Origin of the sequence: Puia sp. P3 (assembly GCF_050632245.1) — a bacterium.
Lineage (GTDB): Bacteria > Bacteroidota > Bacteroidia > Chitinophagales > Chitinophagaceae > Puia.
The window spans coordinates 1,239,607-1,255,589 of sequence record NZ_CP192583.1 but is presented as its reverse complement, the minus strand read 5'-3'; the positions used below and the strand labels follow the sequence as shown (position 1 = coordinate 1,255,589).

Annotated in this window: 12 protein-coding genes and 12 pseudogenes; 23 read left to right on the top strand and 1 reads right to left on the bottom strand. The window is 56.1% G+C overall.

What is annotated here, in order from left to right:
• Positions 1–25: 25 nt before the first annotated feature.
• From ACQ86N_RS07295 to ilvA, 18 genes and pseudogenes are all read left to right on the top strand, one after another.
• Positions 26–787, top strand: a pseudogene (locus tag ACQ86N_RS07295) (2-isopropylmalate synthase); the annotation flags it as partial.
• Positions 764–1,003 carry a homocitrate synthase/isopropylmalate synthase family protein gene (locus tag ACQ86N_RS07290; protein WP_431217306.1) on the top strand — a complete coding sequence of 80 codons (240 nt, stop codon included), beginning with the start codon at positions 764–766 and terminating at the stop codon, positions 1,001–1,003. The pseudogene ACQ86N_RS07295 and the gene ACQ86N_RS07290, both read left to right, overlap by 24 nt.
• Positions 987–1,199 carry a hypothetical protein gene (locus tag ACQ86N_RS07285; RefSeq protein WP_431214584.1) on the top strand — a complete coding sequence of 71 codons (213 nt, stop codon included), beginning with the start codon at positions 987–989 and terminating at the stop codon, positions 1,197–1,199. The genes ACQ86N_RS07290 and ACQ86N_RS07285 overlap by 17 nt, the downstream gene beginning before the upstream one ends.
• A gap of 19 nt (positions 1,200–1,218) precedes the next feature.
• Positions 1,219–1,602, top strand: coding sequence for an aconitase family protein (locus ACQ86N_RS07280; protein ID WP_431214583.1), 384 nt, complete (start codon positions 1,219–1,221; stop codon positions 1,600–1,602).
• Positions 1,496–2,616 (top strand): annotated as a pseudogene (locus ACQ86N_RS07275) (3-isopropylmalate dehydratase large subunit). The gene ACQ86N_RS07280 and the pseudogene ACQ86N_RS07275 overlap by 107 nt, the downstream one beginning before the upstream one ends.
• Before the next feature lie 9 nt (positions 2,617–2,625).
• A complete protein-coding gene (leuD, locus tag ACQ86N_RS07270) occupies positions 2,626–3,216 on the top strand; it encodes a 3-isopropylmalate dehydratase small subunit (RefSeq protein WP_431214582.1) in 591 nt (196 codons plus the stop codon).
• 26 nt (positions 3,217–3,242) lie between these two features.
• Positions 3,243–4,020, top strand: a pseudogene (gene leuB / locus ACQ86N_RS07265) (3-isopropylmalate dehydrogenase); the annotation flags it as partial.
• Positions 4,021–4,057: 37 nt separating this feature from the next.
• Positions 4,058–4,321: an isocitrate/isopropylmalate family dehydrogenase gene (locus tag ACQ86N_RS07260; RefSeq protein WP_431214581.1), complete on the top strand. Its 264-nt coding sequence runs from the start codon at positions 4,058–4,060 to the stop codon at positions 4,319–4,321.
• Positions 4,322–4,625: 304 nt separating this feature from the next.
• Positions 4,626–5,522 carry a branched-chain amino acid transaminase gene (locus ACQ86N_RS07255; RefSeq protein ID WP_431214580.1) on the top strand — a complete coding sequence of 299 codons (897 nt, stop codon included), beginning with the start codon at positions 4,626–4,628 and terminating at the stop codon, positions 5,520–5,522.
• Between the two features lie 3 nt (positions 5,523–5,525).
• Positions 5,526–7,204, top strand: a pseudogene (gene ilvD / locus ACQ86N_RS07250) (dihydroxy-acid dehydratase).
• A gap of 178 nt (positions 7,205–7,382) precedes the next feature.
• Positions 7,383–9,075: pseudogene (gene ilvB / locus ACQ86N_RS07245) on the top strand (biosynthetic-type acetolactate synthase large subunit).
• A gap of 6 nt (positions 9,076–9,081) precedes the next feature.
• A pseudogene (locus ACQ86N_RS07240) lies at positions 9,082–9,410 on the top strand (class I SAM-dependent methyltransferase); the annotation flags it as partial.
• Positions 9,411–9,476: 66 nt separating this feature from the next.
• Positions 9,477–9,665 carry a hypothetical protein gene (locus tag ACQ86N_RS07235; protein ID WP_431218064.1) on the top strand — a complete coding sequence of 63 codons (189 nt, stop codon included), beginning with the start codon at positions 9,477–9,479 and terminating at the stop codon, positions 9,663–9,665.
• 36 nt (positions 9,666–9,701) lie between these two features.
• A complete protein-coding gene (locus tag ACQ86N_RS07230; protein WP_431214579.1) occupies positions 9,702–9,854 on the top strand; it encodes a hypothetical protein in 153 nt (50 codons plus the stop codon).
• Between the two features lie 3 nt (positions 9,855–9,857).
• Positions 9,858–10,148, top strand: a complete 291-nt coding sequence (ilvN, locus tag ACQ86N_RS07225; protein WP_431214578.1) for an acetolactate synthase small subunit — start codon at positions 9,858–9,860, stop codon at positions 10,146–10,148.
• Complete coding sequence (locus tag ACQ86N_RS07220; RefSeq protein WP_431217305.1) at positions 10,132–10,449, top strand: hypothetical protein; 318 nt, start codon at positions 10,132–10,134, stop codon at positions 10,447–10,449. The genes ilvN and ACQ86N_RS07220 overlap by 17 nt, the downstream gene beginning before the upstream one ends.
• 68 nt (positions 10,450–10,517) lie before the next feature.
• Positions 10,518–11,593: pseudogene (gene ilvC / locus ACQ86N_RS07215) on the top strand (ketol-acid reductoisomerase).
• Positions 11,577–12,478: pseudogene (ilvA, locus tag ACQ86N_RS07210) on the top strand (threonine ammonia-lyase IlvA); the annotation flags it as partial. The pseudogenes ilvC and ilvA, both read left to right, overlap by 17 nt.
• 3 nt (positions 12,479–12,481) lie before the next feature.
• On the opposite strand, the gene ACQ86N_RS07205 reads toward ilvA, so the two are convergent.
• Positions 12,482–12,664: a hypothetical protein gene (locus ACQ86N_RS07205; RefSeq protein ID WP_431218063.1), complete on the bottom strand. Its 183-nt coding sequence runs from the start codon at positions 12,662–12,664 to the stop codon at positions 12,482–12,484.
• Between ACQ86N_RS07205 and ACQ86N_RS07200 the strand changes: the two genes are divergently transcribed.
• The 5 genes and pseudogenes from ACQ86N_RS07200 to ACQ86N_RS07180 form a co-directional block, all read left to right on the top strand.
• Positions 12,654–12,860: a hypothetical protein gene (locus ACQ86N_RS07200; RefSeq protein WP_431217304.1), complete on the top strand. Its 207-nt coding sequence runs from the start codon at positions 12,654–12,656 to the stop codon at positions 12,858–12,860. The two genes, ACQ86N_RS07205 and ACQ86N_RS07200, sit on opposite strands and share 11 nt — an antisense overlap.
• A 249-nt stretch (positions 12,861–13,109) precedes the next feature.
• A pseudogene (locus ACQ86N_RS07195) lies at positions 13,110–14,620 on the top strand (glutamate synthase central domain-containing protein); the annotation flags it as partial.
• A gap of 112 nt (positions 14,621–14,732) precedes the next feature.
• Positions 14,733–14,843, top strand: a pseudogene (locus tag ACQ86N_RS07190) (hypothetical protein); the annotation flags it as partial.
• A gap of 127 nt (positions 14,844–14,970) precedes the next feature.
• A pseudogene (locus tag ACQ86N_RS07185) lies at positions 14,971–15,318 on the top strand (glutamate synthase central domain-containing protein); the annotation flags it as partial.
• A 353-nt stretch (positions 15,319–15,671) separates the two neighbouring features.
• Positions 15,672–15,953, top strand: a pseudogene (locus ACQ86N_RS07180) (glutamate synthase-related protein); the annotation flags it as partial.
• Between the last annotated feature and the right edge of the window lie 30 nt (positions 15,954–15,983).

The following is a 15,983-nucleotide window of genomic DNA, read 5'->3' as shown; positions in this document are numbered from 1 at the left end:
TTTCGAACCTTTTTAAAATAATCTAATGACCGACAAGAAAATCTTCATCTTCGACACAACCCTCCGCGACGGAGAACAGGTACCCGGTTGCAAGCTGAATACAAAGGAAAAGATCCAGCTGGCTCTCCAGCTCGAAGCCCTTGGCGTCGATATCATCGAGGCCGGCTTCCCCATCTCCAGCCCTGGCGATTTCACCTCGGTCAATGAGGTGGCGAAAATTGTAAAAAATGCGACCGTCTGCGGCCTCACCCGCGCCGTACAAAAAGACATCGAAGTAGCCGCCGAAGCCCTCAGGCCGGCAGCAAGACCCCGTATCCACACCGGTATCGGCTCCTCCGACATCCATATCAAATATAAATTCAACACTACCCGCGAAGACATCCTCGAACGCGCCGCCAGAGCCACCAAATGGGCCAAAAACTTCGTCGACGACGTCGAGTTCTTCGCCGAAGACGCCGGCCGCGCCGACATAGAATTCCTCGCACGACTGGTCGAGACCGTTATCGCCAACGGCGCTACGGTAGTCAACATACCCGATACCACGGGCTACTGCCTCCCCACCAGTACGGCGAAAAAATAGCGTATCTCTTCAACAACGTTCCCAATATCGACAAGGCCATCGTCTCCTGCCACTTGTCACAACGACCTCGGCCCGGCGACCGCCAACTCCATCGCAGGAGCCATCGCCGGCGCACGCCAGATCGAATGTACCATCAACGGCATCGGCGAAAGAGCCGGAAACACCTCCCTCGAGGAAGTGGTCATGGTGATCAAACAGCACGCCTCAACCCTCGGCCTCTACACCGGCGTTCGAACCGAAATGCTCAACCCCCTCAGCCAGCTGGTCTCCGACACGATGCGCGTCCCCGTCCAGCCCAACAAGGCCGTTGTGGGCAGCAACGCCTTCTCTCACTCCTCCGGCATCCACCAGGACGGATTCCTGAAAGAATCCACCACCTACGAAATAATGAGACCCGAAGAGGTCGGTGCAGCAGAGCTCTAAGATCGTGCTCACCGCCCGCAGCGGACGTTCGGCCCTCGCCTACCGCTTCCGCACCCTCGGATTCGAGTTCGACCGCGACGCCGTGGACATCCTGTACCAGCAATTCCTCCAGGTAGCAGACAGCAAGAAAGAAGTAGAAGATACCGACCTGGTCCGGCTCGCGGAGGCACACAACAAAGCAGCCGTAACAGCTTAAATAAAACGTTTTATCCAATATGGCAAAAACACTTTTTGAAAAGATCTGGGACCGTCACATCGTCAGAACTATTGACGGCGGCCCCTCCGTACTCTATATCGACAAACACCTCATCCACGAGGTCACCAGCCCGCAGGCCTTCAAAGGCATCGAGAACAGAGGCCTCGAAGTCTTCCGTCCGCGGCAGATCGTTGCCACGGCTGACCACAACGTGCCCACCATCCACCGGGAACTGCCCATAAAGGAGGAACTCTCCCGGATACAGGTCCAAAAATTGGTGGAGAACTGCAAAAGACATCACGTCCGAACTATACGGCCTTGGTCATCCCTACCAGGGCATTGTTCATGTTATAGGGCCCGAGCTCGGCCTCACACAGCCCGGCATGACCATCGTCTGCGGTGACAGCCACACCTCCACCCACGGTGCCTTCGGCTCCATCGCCTTCGGCATCGGCACCAGCGAAGTGGAAATGGTAATGGCCACACAGTGCCTCATGCAGAGCAAGCCGCGCCTGATGCGCATCAACGTCGAAGGCCCCCTCGGGAAGGGCGTCGTTTCCAAGGACATCATCCTCTATATCATTGCCAAAATATCGGCCAGCGGCGCCACCGGCTACTTCGTCGAGTTCGCCGGCTCAGCCATCCGCGACCTCTCGATGGAAGCCCGCATGACCATCTGCAACATGAGCATCGAAATGGGCGCCCGCGGCGGCATGATCGCCCCCGACCAGACAACCTTCGATTATATCAAAGGACGCGAGTTCGCCCCCAAAGGCGCCGAATGGGATCAAAAGCTCGCCGGATGGAAAGAACTCTACTCCGACGCCGACGCGAAATTCGACCTCGAGATAAATATCGACGCCGCCGGCATCGAACCCATGATCACCTACGGTACCAACCCCGGCATGGGCGTCAGCGTTGCAGGCCATATCCCGGCAGAACAGGAGATTGGGGCAAAAGAACAACCAGCCTTCCGCAAATCCCTCGACTACATGGGACTCCACGCAGGCGAACCCATAAAAGGCAAAAAAGTGGACTACGTCTTCATAGGCAGCTGTACTAACTCCAGAATCGAAGACCTCCGCATGGTGGCCTCCTTCGTAAAGGGAAAAAGAAAGCCGACAACGTGGAAGTATGGGTCGTCCCCGGTAGCAAACAGGTAGAACAGCAGGCCATAAAAGAAGGTATCGACAAGGTTTTCGAAGCCGCCGGCTTCAACCTCCGCCAGCCCGGCTGCTCCGCCTGTCTCGCCATGAACGAAGACAAGATTCCGGCTGGCAAATACTGCGTCTCTACTTCCAACCGCAACTTCGAAGGCCGTCAGGGACCCAACGCCCGCACACTGCTCGCCAGCCCGCTGACCGCAGCCGCCGCAGCCATCACCGGCGAAGTAGCCGATATCCGTGAATTCATATAAACAAACCAAATGAGCAAGTCAATAAATAAAGTCACCTCCACCGCCGTCCCTCTCCAGCAGGAGAACGTCGACACGGACCAGATCATCCCCGCCCGCTTCCTCAAAGCCACCAGCCGCGAAGGATTCGGAGAGAACCTGTTCCGCGACTGGCGCTTCAACAGCGACGGCACCCCCAAAAAAGACTTTGTACTCAACAACCCCGCCTATAGCGGCAAGATCCTCGTCGCCGAAAAGAACTTCGGCTGCGGCTCCAGCCGCGAACACGCCGCCTGGGCCATAAAAGACTATGGCTTCGACGTCGTCGTCAGCAGCTTCTTCGCCGACATCTTTAAGAATAACGCCCTCAACAACTTCCTGCTCCCCATTACCGTTAGCGAAGAATTCCTCGCAGAGGCCTTTGCCTCCATCCGGCAAAACCCCGGAGCAACATTCACGGTCGACCTCGAAGCCCAGACGATATCTAATGATTTCGGAGGCCAAACCGAAAAATTCGGGATCAACAACTATAAAAAAACTTGCCTGCTCAACGGCTACGACGACATCGACTACCTGCTGAGTATCCGCGGAGAGATCGAAAACTTTGAAAAAGCACACGCATAAAAACCCATACCCAAACATTCTATCTTATGCAAAAAAACATTGTAGTCATTGAAGGCGATGGCATCGGCCCGGAAGTGACCCGTCAGGCGATCAAGGTGCTCAACGCCGTCGCCGAACAGGGTGAACACGAGTTTACCTACTCGTACCACCTGATGGGCGCAGACGCGATCGACAAAACCGGTAGCCCGCTTCCCGACGCAACCATCGAAGCGGCCCTCAACAGCGACGCCATTCTGTTCGGAGCCATCGGTCACCCTAAATATGACAACGATCCTTCCGCCAAAATACGCCCCGAACAAGGTCTGCTCAAACTGCGGAAATCGCTGCAATTGTTTGCCAACATTCGCCCCGTAACGACCTATCCGTCCCTCCAGCACCTGTCCCCGCTGAAAGCGAAGATCCTCGAAGACGTAGACTTCGTCATCTATCGCGAACTCACCGGCGGCATCTATTTCGGAAAAAAGAGATCAACGCGGAGGCGACACAGGCCTCCGACGACTGCGTATACACGAGCGAAGAGATCGAACGCATCGCACACCTCGCCTTCAGGGCGGCACAACAACGCAAAAAGAAACTGACCCTCGTCGATAAAGCCAACGTTCTGGAAACCTCCGCCTCTGGCGCAAGGTCGTTCAGAACATCGCCGGCGCATACCCCGACGTCAAGGTGGATTTCCTCTTCGTAGATAACGCGGCAATGCAGATCATCCTCAACCCCAAACAATTTGACGTCATCCTGACCGAGAATATGTTCGGCGACATCATCAGCGACGAAGCCAGCGTGATCAGCGGTTCACTCGGCCTGCTCCCCTCCGCTTCCATCGGCAAAGGCGCAGCCCTCTTTGAGCCCATCCACGGCTCCCTATCCCCGTGCCGCAGGGAAAGACATCGCCAACCCGCTCGGCAGCATCCTCTCCGCAGCCATGCTCCTCGACCACTTCGGCCTCCACGCAGACGCCGGTAAAGTGCGCGAAGCAGCCAACTGGACCCTGCAGAACGGCTTCGTAACAAAAGACATCGACCCTATAAATTTCTATTTCACCTCCACCATCGGCGAGCTCATCAGCGACTACGTTGGCGGAAAAATCCCGAGGCGATATTCATAAAGGGAATATCGAACTGAGAAAGTCGACTATTATATAATGTCAGCGCCGCGTTTATGCGGCACTGCACAAAATAGTTGCAAATAGTTCTTTGTTTGTTCAATTGGCGGACGTATATTCGTAGCACGAATAATATCTCCTTCGTGGAAAAACGCAGTCTAAATATGATCACCAAGCGATTCTTAGCCGCAATTATTGTGGTGGTGGTGATTATTATTCCTGCAATTCCGGGAGGAGGGTGGTAAATTAAATACAAACATAAAAATACCAGAGACCCGCCTCCCAAAGGCGGGTCTCTTTTTTTAACATGGCAAACTACTATAACGAGAACACTGTTCTCTGGCTGGATGGCAAGCTCCTCAAAGCTTCCGAAGCAAAGATTGACCTCTACAGTCAGTCCCTTCACTATGGCTATGCCGTATTCGAAGGCATCAGGTCCTACCGTACCGCCTCCGGCGAAACGAAGATCTTCAAACCCGTCGAACACTACGACAGACTGAAGAATTCCGCCGATGCCCTCAACATACCCTACAGCCACAGCACGGACCAACTCATCGAAGCCACCTACCAGGTCCTCGAAGCCAACAACCTCCAGGACGCCTATATCCGGCCCGTCGTATACAGCCCCGCCAATATGAGCTTCAACCTCAACACGGAGTCGTATACCGTCATCCAGGTCTGGGAAATGGCCCCCTTCCTCGGTGAAAAACTCCTGAGAGTAATGACCTCTTCCTTCCAGCGCCCCAATCCAAAGGGCTTTAAGATCGAAGCAAAAGCATCCGGACACTACGTTAACTCGATCCTCGCCAGCCAGGAAGCAAAAGGCAATGGCTACGACGAAGCACTCCTGACAGACGGCAACGGCTTCATCGCCGAAGGACCCGGAGCCAATATGTTCTTCGAAAAGAACGGCAAACTCTTTACCCCGGCAACGGGAAATATCCTCCCCGGCATCACCCGCGCCACCGTGCTCGAAATATGCCGCGAGAACGACATTCCCGTCGAGGAAGGACAGTTCACCGTGGACCAGCTCAAGACCGCCGACGCAGCCTTCTTCTGCGGCACCGCCGCCGAAGTGATCGGCTGGGCCTCGATCGACCAATACCAGTTCCCGAAACCCTGGGCGTCTACCCTTGGACGTAAGATTCAGTCAGCCTACAACAACTTAGTCATAGAAAAACAATATTTACCGGAAACGATCTAAAAAATGGAACTTAACAAATACAGCAGGACGCTCACTCAGGATACGACCCAACCCGCCGCTCAGGCGATGTTATACGGCATTGGACTGACAGACGAAGACCTCAAAAAGGCCCAGGTAGGCATCGCCAGTATGGGCTACGACGGCAACACCTGTAACATGCACCTCAACGACCTCGCGCAGATCGTCAAAAAAGGCGTCTGGCAACAGGAACTCGTTGGCCTCACCTTCAACACTATCGGCGTCAGCGACGGCATGGCCAACGGCACCGACGGCATGCGCTATTCCCTCGTCAGCCGCGACGTCATCGCCGACTCCATCGAGGCCATCTGCGGCGCCCAATACTACGACGGCCTCGTCGCCCTTCCCGGCTGCGACAAGAACATGCCTGGCTGCCTCATCGCCATGGGCCGGCTCAACCGCCCCGCCATCATGGTCTACGGCGGCACCATCGCCCCCGGTCACTACAAGGGACAGGACCTCAACATCGTTTCCTCCTTCGAAGCCCTCGGACAAAAAATAGCCGGCAAACTCGACGAAGCCGATTTCCGGGGCATCGTCCGTAACTCCTGCCCAGGCGCAGGCGCCTGCGGCGGCATGTATACCGCCAATACCATGGCGGCCGCCATCGAAGCCCTCGGCATGAGCCTCCCCTACTCCTCCTCCAACCCCGCTATCAGCAAAGAGAAAAAGACGAATGCATAGCCGCGGGCGCCGCCATCCGCCTCTTGCTGGAAAAAGATATCAAACCCCGCGATATCATGACGCGGAAAGCCTTCGAGAACGCCATCACCACCATCATGGTCCTCGGCGGCAGCACCAACGCCGTACTCCACCTCATCGCCATGGCGAAAAGTGTGGACGTACCCCTCACCCAGGACGACTTCCAGACCATCAGCGACAAAATACCCGTCCTCGCCGACTTCAAACCCAGCGGTAAATACCTCATGCAGGACCTCCACGAACACGGCGGCATCCCCACCGTCATGAAATACCTGCTCGAAAAAGGACTGCTGCACGGAGACTGCCTCACGGTCACCGGCAAGACGCTAGCCGAAAACCTGAAGGACATCCCCACACTCGACTTCAAAAAACAGGATATTATCAAACCGCTCGAAACCCCGATCAAAGCGACCGGCCACCTCCAGATCCTCTACGGCAACCTGGCGGAAGGCGGCTCCGTTGCCAAGATCAGCGGCAAGGAAGGCGAACGCTTCGAAGGCACGGCCCGCGTCTTCGACGGCGAACACGAACTCATCAACGGCATCAACACCGGTAAGATCAAGGCCGGCGACGTAGTGGTCATCCGCTATGTAGGGCCCGTTGGCGCACCCGGTATGCCCGAAATGCTCAAGCCTACCGGAGCCCTCATCGGCGCCGGACTCGGCAAAAGCGTCGCCCTCATCACCGACGGCCGCTTCAGCGGCGGTACCCACGGCTTCGTCGTAGGGCATATCACCCCCGAAGCCCACCAGGGCGGGACCATTGCCTTCGTCAAGGACGACGACATCATCGAACTCGACGCGACAAAAAATACTATCACTCTGAAGGTCAGCCCGGAAGAACTCGCCAAAAGAAAAGCCGCCTGGAAACAGCCGGCCCTCAAAGCAACCCGCGGCCTCCTCTTTAAATACGCCAAACAAGTTAAAACCGCCGCCGAAGGCTGCGTAACCGACGAACAATGATTTTTCAACGGGGGTCCAACAATAATACCCCCGGCTCAAAACCGCTAATAAATTGCCCTTCGGGCAGCGGACCTGTGGTCCACTTTTAATTATAAAATTTACATTATGAGCAACACGACGACAACACCCAAATCCACTCTCCACAAAGACGGCCGCTGCATCAAAAACAGCAACCCCGGTGGTGCGGGAGTTGAGTGGCTCCGCAGCCGTACTCGAAGCCTTCCTTGAAGAAGGAGTAGATACCATTTTTGGCTATCCCGGCGGCGCCATCATGCCGATCTATGACGCCCTCTATGACTACAGCGACAAACTGAAGCATATCCTCGTCCGCCACGAACAGGGAGGCATACACGCAGCCCAGGGCTACGCCCGCGCCTCCCGGCAAGACCGGCGTCGTATTCGCCACCAGCGGCCCCGGCGCTACCAACCTCGTCACCGGCCTCGCCGACGCCATGATCGACAGCACCCCGCTGGTATGCGTCACCGGCCAGGTCTTCGCCCACCTCCTCGGAACCGACGCCTTCCGAGGAAACAGACGTGATCAATATCACCACACCGGTCACCAAATGGAACTACCAGGTCACCGACGCCAACGAAATACCGGCAGCACTCGCCAAGGCTTTCTATATCGCCGGCAGCGGCCGCCCCGGACCCGTGCTCATCGACATTACAAAGAACGCCCAGGTCCAGAAATTCAACTACGAAGGCTATACCCGCTGCGAACACATCCGCAGCTACCGGCCCAAACCCATCGTCCGTAAGGAATACATCGCCGAAGCCGCGAAACTCATCAACGAGGCAAAAACCCTTCATCCTATTCGGCCAGGGCGTCATCCTCGGCAAGGCAGAACAGGAATTCAGGGCCTTCGTCGAAAAGAGCGGCATCCCCGCAGCCTGGACGATCCCGGGCCTTAGCGCACTGCCCACCGACCACCCGCTCAACGTCGGCATGCTCGGCATGCACGGCAACTACGGCCCTAACCTGTTGACCAACGAATGCGACGTGATGATCGCCGTCGGCATGCGCTTCGACGACCGCGTCACCGGCCGCCTCGACAAATACGCCAAACAGGCCAAAGTCATCCACCTCGATATCGACCCCGCTGAGATTGACAAGAACGTCAAAGCAACCGTTCCCGTCTGGGGCGACTGCAAAGAGACCCTCCCCCTGCTGACAGAAGCTATACAGAAAAAAGCCACCCCGAATGGCTCAAAAAATTCAAAGACGCCTACCAGCAGGAAGTAGAGACCGTCATCAAGGACGAACTCAACCCCACCACCGAGGATATGACGATGGGTGAGGTCCTGAAGACACTCAACGAACTCACCGGCGGCAACGCGATCATCGTCACCGACGTCGGCCAGCACCAGATGGTGGCCTGCCGCTATGCAGAGTTCAACCAGTCCAAAAGCAATATCACCTCCGGTGGCCTCGGCACCATGGGCTTCGGCCTGCCCGCCGCCATCGGCGCAAAATTCGGAGCACCCGACCGGACAGTAGTAGCCATCATCGGCGACGGCGGTTTCCAGATGACGCTGCAGGAACTCGGAACGATCATGCAGTTCGGCGCCGCGGTGAAAATACTCATCCTGAACAACCGCTTCCTCGGAATGGTCCGCCAGTGGCAGCAGCTCTTCCACGACAAACGATACAGCTTTGTCGATATCACCAGCCCCGACTTCGTAACGCTGGCGAAGGCCTACCATATCGAAGGACAAAGCATCAGTGATCGCAAAGACCTCAAAGCCGCAGTCAAAGCCATGCTCGACCACGACGGTTCCTACCTGCTGGAAGTATTCACGGGAAAAGAAAACAACGTTTTCCCCATGGTTCCCAGGGCTGCAGCGTCAGCGAGATCAGACTTAAATAACAAGGTATGACGACAACCACCAACACCAATTGGAATGCCCGCCTGTACAACGACAAACACAGCTTTGTCTTTAAGTACGGCGAAGACGTGGTCCAGCAACTGGCGCCCCAGCAGGGCGAACGCATCCTGGACCTCGGCTGTGGCACCGGCTACCTGACTAATCAGATAGCCCGTGCAGGAGCACGCGTCGTCGGCATCGACAAGTCGGCTTCGATGATCGAAAGAGCCCGCGCCGCCTACCCGGACCTCGACTTCCGGTATGCACGGCTACGGACTTTCACTTCAATACCCCCTTCGACGCCATCTTCTCCAACGCCACCCTCCACTGGGTGCTCGACAAGGAAGCTGCCATCGACAATATCTATAAGAACCTCCGCTCCGGCGGGCGGCTCATGCTCGAAATGGGCGGCAAAGGCAACGTAGAGGAAATAGTCGTAGCGACCCGCAAGGCACTCACCCGCCACGGATACTATAGCAACGCCGCTACACAGGTCTGGTACTTCCCCTCCCTCAGCGAGTACTCCTCCCTGCTGGAAAAAGAGGATTCCGCGTCCGGTTCGCCGCACACTTCGACAGGCCGACCGAGCTAGCAGGACACGGAGAACGGTATCAAGGACTTTGTCAAAATGTTCGGGAACGCCTTCTTCAGCGATATCCCCGAGTCGGAGATCGAACCCATCCTCGACGAGATACAGGAAGCAGTCCGGCCCACCAACTACCGCAACCACACCTGGTACGGCAATTATAAACGTCTTCGCATAGAAGCAATTAAATTATAAATCATGAGTAAACAGGAATATACCATCACAGTGTATACGGAGAACCAGATCGGCCTCATCAACCGCATCGCCATCGTCTTCTCCCGCAGAAAGATCAACATCGAAAGCCTCAACACTTCCCCCTCGGAAGTAGAAGGCATCCACCGCTTCACCATCGTTATCAACGAAACCGAAGAGGTCGTACGCAAACTCTGTCGCCAGTTGGAAAAGCAGGTGGAGATCCTGAAAGCATATTACAATAATAATGACGAGATCATCTGGCAGGAATTAGCGCTTTATAAAGTCCCCACTTGATGAAATTGTCGAGAAAGTAAAGGTCGAACGCCTCCTCCGCCAGTACGGAGCCCGCGCCGTAGTGATCCGTAAAGACTATACCGTCTTCGAAACCACCGGCCAGCGCGAAGAGATCGACCGCCTCACCGAAGCCCTCGAACCCTACGGCCTCATCGAATTCGTTCGCAGCGCCAGGGTGGCTATTATAAAGGACAGCCACGGCTTCCACGAAAAACTCAAAGAATTCGAACTCACCGAACCCGGCGAAGAAGTCGTCGAGAACGAATTCCTCAGCCAGCAGGACAAGGTATTCAGTATGTAAACCATCGATAAGCCCCAAAGGGGCGGAAAAATAACTCTAACTAAAACACAATCAAACAACAAAAAATCATGGCAAAACTCAATTTCGGCGGTGTAGAAGAAAATGTAGTTACCCGCGAAGAATTCCCTCTCGCCAAAGCTCAGGAGGTTCTCAAGAACGAGACGGTGGCCGTCATCGGCTATGGCGTACAGGGCCCGGGCCAGGCGCTGAATCAGAAGGATAACGGCATCAACGTGATCGTCGGCCAGCGCAAGAACTCCAAGACCTCGGATAAGGCGGTAAAAGACGGCTTCGTTCCCGGCGAGACGCTGTTCGAGATCGAAGAAGCCCTCCAACGCGGAACCATCATCTGCTACCTGCTCAGCGACGCCGCCCAGATCGCCCTCTGGCCGACGGTAAAAAAACACCTCACAGCCGGAAAAGCACTCTACTTCTCCCACGGCTTTGGCATCACCTTTAACGAACAGACAGGCATCGTTCCTCCCAAAGACGTAGACGTATTCCTCGTAGCCCCCAAAGGCTCTGGCACCTCGCTCCGCCGCATGTTCCTCCAGGGCCGCGGCCTCAACAGCTCTTACGCTATCTTCCAGGACGCAACCGGTAAAGCAAAAGACCGCGTCGTCGCCCTCGGCATCGCTGTCGGCTCCGGCTACCTGTTCGAGACCGACTTCCGCAAAGAAGTATTCAGCGACCTCACCGGCGAACGCGGTACCCTCATGGGCTGCATCCAGGGCATCTTCGCCGCACAGTACGAAGTACTGCGCAAAAAGGCCATACTCCTTCCGAAGCATTCAACGAGACCGTCGAAGAATTGACCCAGTCCCTGATGCCCCTCGTTGCCGAGAACGGCATGGACTGGATGTACGCCAACTGCTCGACCACCGCTCAGCGCGGCGCACTCGACTGGTGGAAGAAATTCCGCGACGCTACCCTGCCCGTCTTCGCCGAACTGTACGAAAGCGTAGCCACAGGCAAAGAATCGCAGCGCTCCATCGACTCCAACAGCCAGCCCGACTATCGCGAAAAGCTGGACGCCGAATTGAAAGAGCTCCGCGAAAGCGAACTCTGGCAGGCCGGTAAGACCGTCAGAAGTCTCCGCCCCGAAAATCAACCAGCACAAAAAGCAAATGCAGTACACAACTAATGATACACTCTCTACCCCCGGCTCCGCAAGGAGCTGGGGATTAGACTTCCAGGCCGCCGCAAGTCGGCTCAAGAACGTCGTGCGCCGTACCCCGCTGACCTACAATCACAATCTGTCGAGAAAATACGACTGTAAGGTCTACCTCAAACGCGAAGACCTCCAGGTCGTCCGCTCGTACAAACTCAGAGGCGCCTATAATATGATGGTGTCCCTGCCGGCCGAACAACTGAACAAAGGCGTCGTCTGCGCCAGCGCAGGCAACCACGCCCAGGGCTTCGCCTACTCCTGTCGCAAACTCGGGGTCAAAGGCGTCGTCTTCATGCCCATTATTACCCCCCGCCAAAAGGTCAACCAGACCAGAATGTTCGGGGAGAACAACATCGAGATCATCCTCGTCGGCGACACCTTCGACGACTGCGCCGTCGCAGCCCGCCAGTACACCGAAGAACGCAACATGACCTTCATCCCCCCGTTCGAAGACCTTCGCATCATCGAAGGCCAGAGCACGGTAGCCCTCGAAGTGCTCGAAGACCTCCGTGGCATCGACTACTTCTTCGTACCCGTAGGCGGAGGCGGACTGGCCTCCGGAACAGGCGCATACTTCAAAACATTTTCGCCCAACACAAAGATCATCGGCCTCGAACCCGAAGGAGCCCCCTCCATGCTCGCCGCCTTCGACGCCGGCCACCCCGTCACCCTCGACAACATCGAACGCTTCGTCGACGGCGCCGCCGTCAAAAAGTAGGCGAACTGACCTTCTCCATCTGCCGCGAGGTCCTCGACGACATGCACCTCGTGCCCGAAGGAAAGATCTGCTCCACCATCCTGCGACTCTACAACGAGGACGCAATAGTAGTGGAACCCGCCGGAGCCCTCGGCATCGCCGCACTAGACGACTTCGCTGACGATATAAAAGGAAAGACCGTCGTTTGCGTCGTCAGCGGCAGCAACAACGACATCGACCGCATGCAGGAAATAAAAGAAAGATCCCTCCAGTACGAAGGACTCAAACACTATTTCCTCATCCGTTTTGCCCAGCGCCCCGGCGCCCTCAAGGAATTTGTCAACCACGTCACTGGGGCCCAACGACGACATCACCCGTTTCGAATTCATACAGAAACACAACAAGGAGACAGGCCCCGCCCTCGTCGGCGTCGAGCTCACCTCCAGAGAAGACTATACAACCCTTATCCGGAACCTGACCCGTTGCAATATCACATACACCGAACTCAACAAGGACGACACCCTGTTCGGGTATCTGGTTTAACCAGCCAGCCCCCGAAACCACCGTACTACCAATATCCCACGGCCCCATCGGTCCCCCGGCGGGCCGGCCCATCACCGGTCTACCCACCGGGATATTCACAAAAATTGCAACCCTGTGACTAAATTGACGAAAAAAAATTAAATAATATCCGAGTAAAACCTGTTTTTTTCGTATTTTTATTTGCTTGATCATTGCAAATGCCATAAGAAAATCTAATTATTTATGTATTTTTTTGAATAACGTCTAATCTTGCTAGCAAAACATGATCAAAAAGGTCTTTATTCCCCTGAGTTTGAACGCGATGCGTGTGGTATCGGATTTGTTGCCAATATCAAGAGCAACAAATCCCATCAGATCGTCTCCGACGCCCTGACGATCCTGGAGAACATGGAGCACCGCGGGGCCTGCGGTTGTGAGAACAATACCGGAGATGGCGCCGGTATTATGATCCAGACGCCCCACGAATTCTTTTTTGACGAATGCGTTCGTCTCGGCATCCACCTCCCCCCTTATGGCAAATACGGCGTAGGCATGCTCTTCTTTCCCCGCGATATCCGCCTGAAAGAAGAATGCCGCGACATCTTCGCCCGCTCGGCGGAAAAACTGGGTCTCGAAATACTCGGCTACCGCAAAGTACCCGTCAACCCGGACGGCATCGGCCCCACAGCCCTGTCCGTCGAACCCGAAATGGAACAGGTCTTCGTCGCCTGCCCCGATCATATCAAACAGCCCGACGACTTTGAACGCAAACTGTTCCTGCTGCGCAACTACGCCAGCCATACCATCAACAACTCGATAAAAAAGGACGCCATCGGCTTCTACGTGGCTTCCCTCTCTTATAAAACAGTCGTATACAAGGGCCAGCTCACCAGCGGCCAGGTAAGACCCTATTTCCCGGACCTCGGCAACAAGCGCGTCGTTTCCGCATTCGGACTCGTCCACTCCCGTTTTGCCACCAACACCTTCCCGTCCTGGAAACTCGCACAGCCCTTCCGCTACATCGCCCACAACGGCGAGATCAATACCCTCCAGGGTAACCTCAACTGGCTCAAGGCTAGCGAAAAGAGCTTTACCTCACCCTATTTCTCCAAGGAAGAAATGGACATGCTCCTTCCCATCATTTCGGAAGGCCAGTCCGACTCCGCCTGCCTCGACAACGTCATCGAGCTGCTCACACTCTGCGGCCGCTCGCTGCCACACGTCATGATGATGCTCATCCCCGAAGCATGGGACGGCAACGACCAGATGGACCCCGTGAAAAAATCCTTCTACGAATTCCACGCCTCCATCATGGAACCACGGGACGGACCCGCGTCCATCTCCTTCACCGACGGACGCATCATCGGCGCAACACTCGACCGCAACGGCCTTCGCCCCTCCCGCTACTGCGTTACCACCGACGACCGCGTCATCATGGCCTCCGAAACAGGCGTCCTCCCCGTCGATCAGTCTCTGATCAAGGAAAAGGCCGCCTCCAGCCCGGCAAGATGTTCGTAGTCGACCTCCAGCAGGAACGCATCATCAGCGACGACGAACTCAAAGCCTCTGTCTGCTCGCAGCAGCCGTACGCAGAATGGCTCAACAAATACAAGATCAGACTCGAAGAACTGCCCGAACCCCGGGTCCTGTTTACCCACCTCGAATCGGAACAGATCTTTAAATACCAGAAAGCCTTCGGCTATTCCACCGAAGACCTCGATACGATCATCGCACCGATGGCCGTCGACGGAAAAGAACCCATCGGCTCCATGGGCACCGACGTGCCGCTGGCCGTCCTCAGCGACCAGCCCCAGCACCTCAGCAGCTACTTCAAAACAGCTGTTTGCCCAGGTGACCAACCCTCCCATCGACCCCATTCGCGAACGTCTCGTCATGTCACTCGCTACCTTCGCCGGGGGCAACAGCAACATTCTCGAAGAAGACCCGCTGGCCTGCCATAGCGTAGCCCTCAAAAACCCGGTACTCGGCAACCACGAGCTGGAAAAGATCCGCAGTATCGACACCGGCGTCTTCCAGGCCAAGACCCTGCAGACCTACTTCCGCGCCGACGGCAAGAGCCGGCTCCCTCAAGGCCGGTATCGACCGCCTCTGCCGGTACGCGGTAGACGCAGTGGAAGACGGCTTCGAAGTGCTCGTCCTCAGCGACCGGGCCATCGACTCCGACCACGCTCCCATCCCCTCCCTGCTCGCCACCGCCGCAGTACACCACCACCTCATCCGCAAAGGATACAGAGGACAGGTAGGCATCATCGTGGAAGCAGGCGACGTCTGGGAAGTACACCATTTTGCATGCCTCATCGGCTTCGGCGCCACAGCCATCAACCCCTACCTGGCCCTGTCCAGCATCCGGGATATGAAACTCAGCGACAAAATTCAAACATCGCTCGACGCCGAAACCCTCAAAAAGAACTATATAAAGGCAGTCTGCGACGGCCTCCTCAAGGTCTTCTCGAAAATGGGGATCTCTACACTCCAGTCCTACCAGGGCGCCCAGATCTTCGAGATCATAGGCCTCAACAGGACCGTCGTCGACAAATACTTCACCGGCGCCACCTCCCGCATCGAGGGAATGGGCCTCGACGAGATAGCGCGCGAGACACTCTCCAAGCACTATTTCGCCTTCAGCCGGAAAGACATCCCCGTGGAAAGACTCCCCGTAGGCGGCGTCTACCAGTGGAAAAGAAAAGGTGAGTTCCACCTCTTCAACCCCACGACCATCCACCTGCTGCAGTACTCCACCCGGACCAACGACTACAACACGTTCAAAAATATTCGAAGGCCGTCAACGAACAGACCGAGAAGGCAGCAACCCTTCGCAGCATGTTCGACTTCAAACGAAACCGCCCTTCGATCTCAGTCGACGAGGTCGAACCCGCGGAAGCTATCTACAAAAGATTCGCGACGGGCGCCATGTCCTTCGGCTCTATCAGCCACGAAGCCCATTCCACCCTCGCCATCGCCATGAACCGCCTCGGCGGCAAAAGCAATACCGGCGAAGGCGGCGAAGACGAAATGCGCTACGAACCCATGCCCAACGGCGACAGCATGCGCTCCGCCATCAAGCAGGTCGCGTCCGCCCGCTTCGGGGTCACCAGCTACTACCTGACCATGGCCGACGAACTG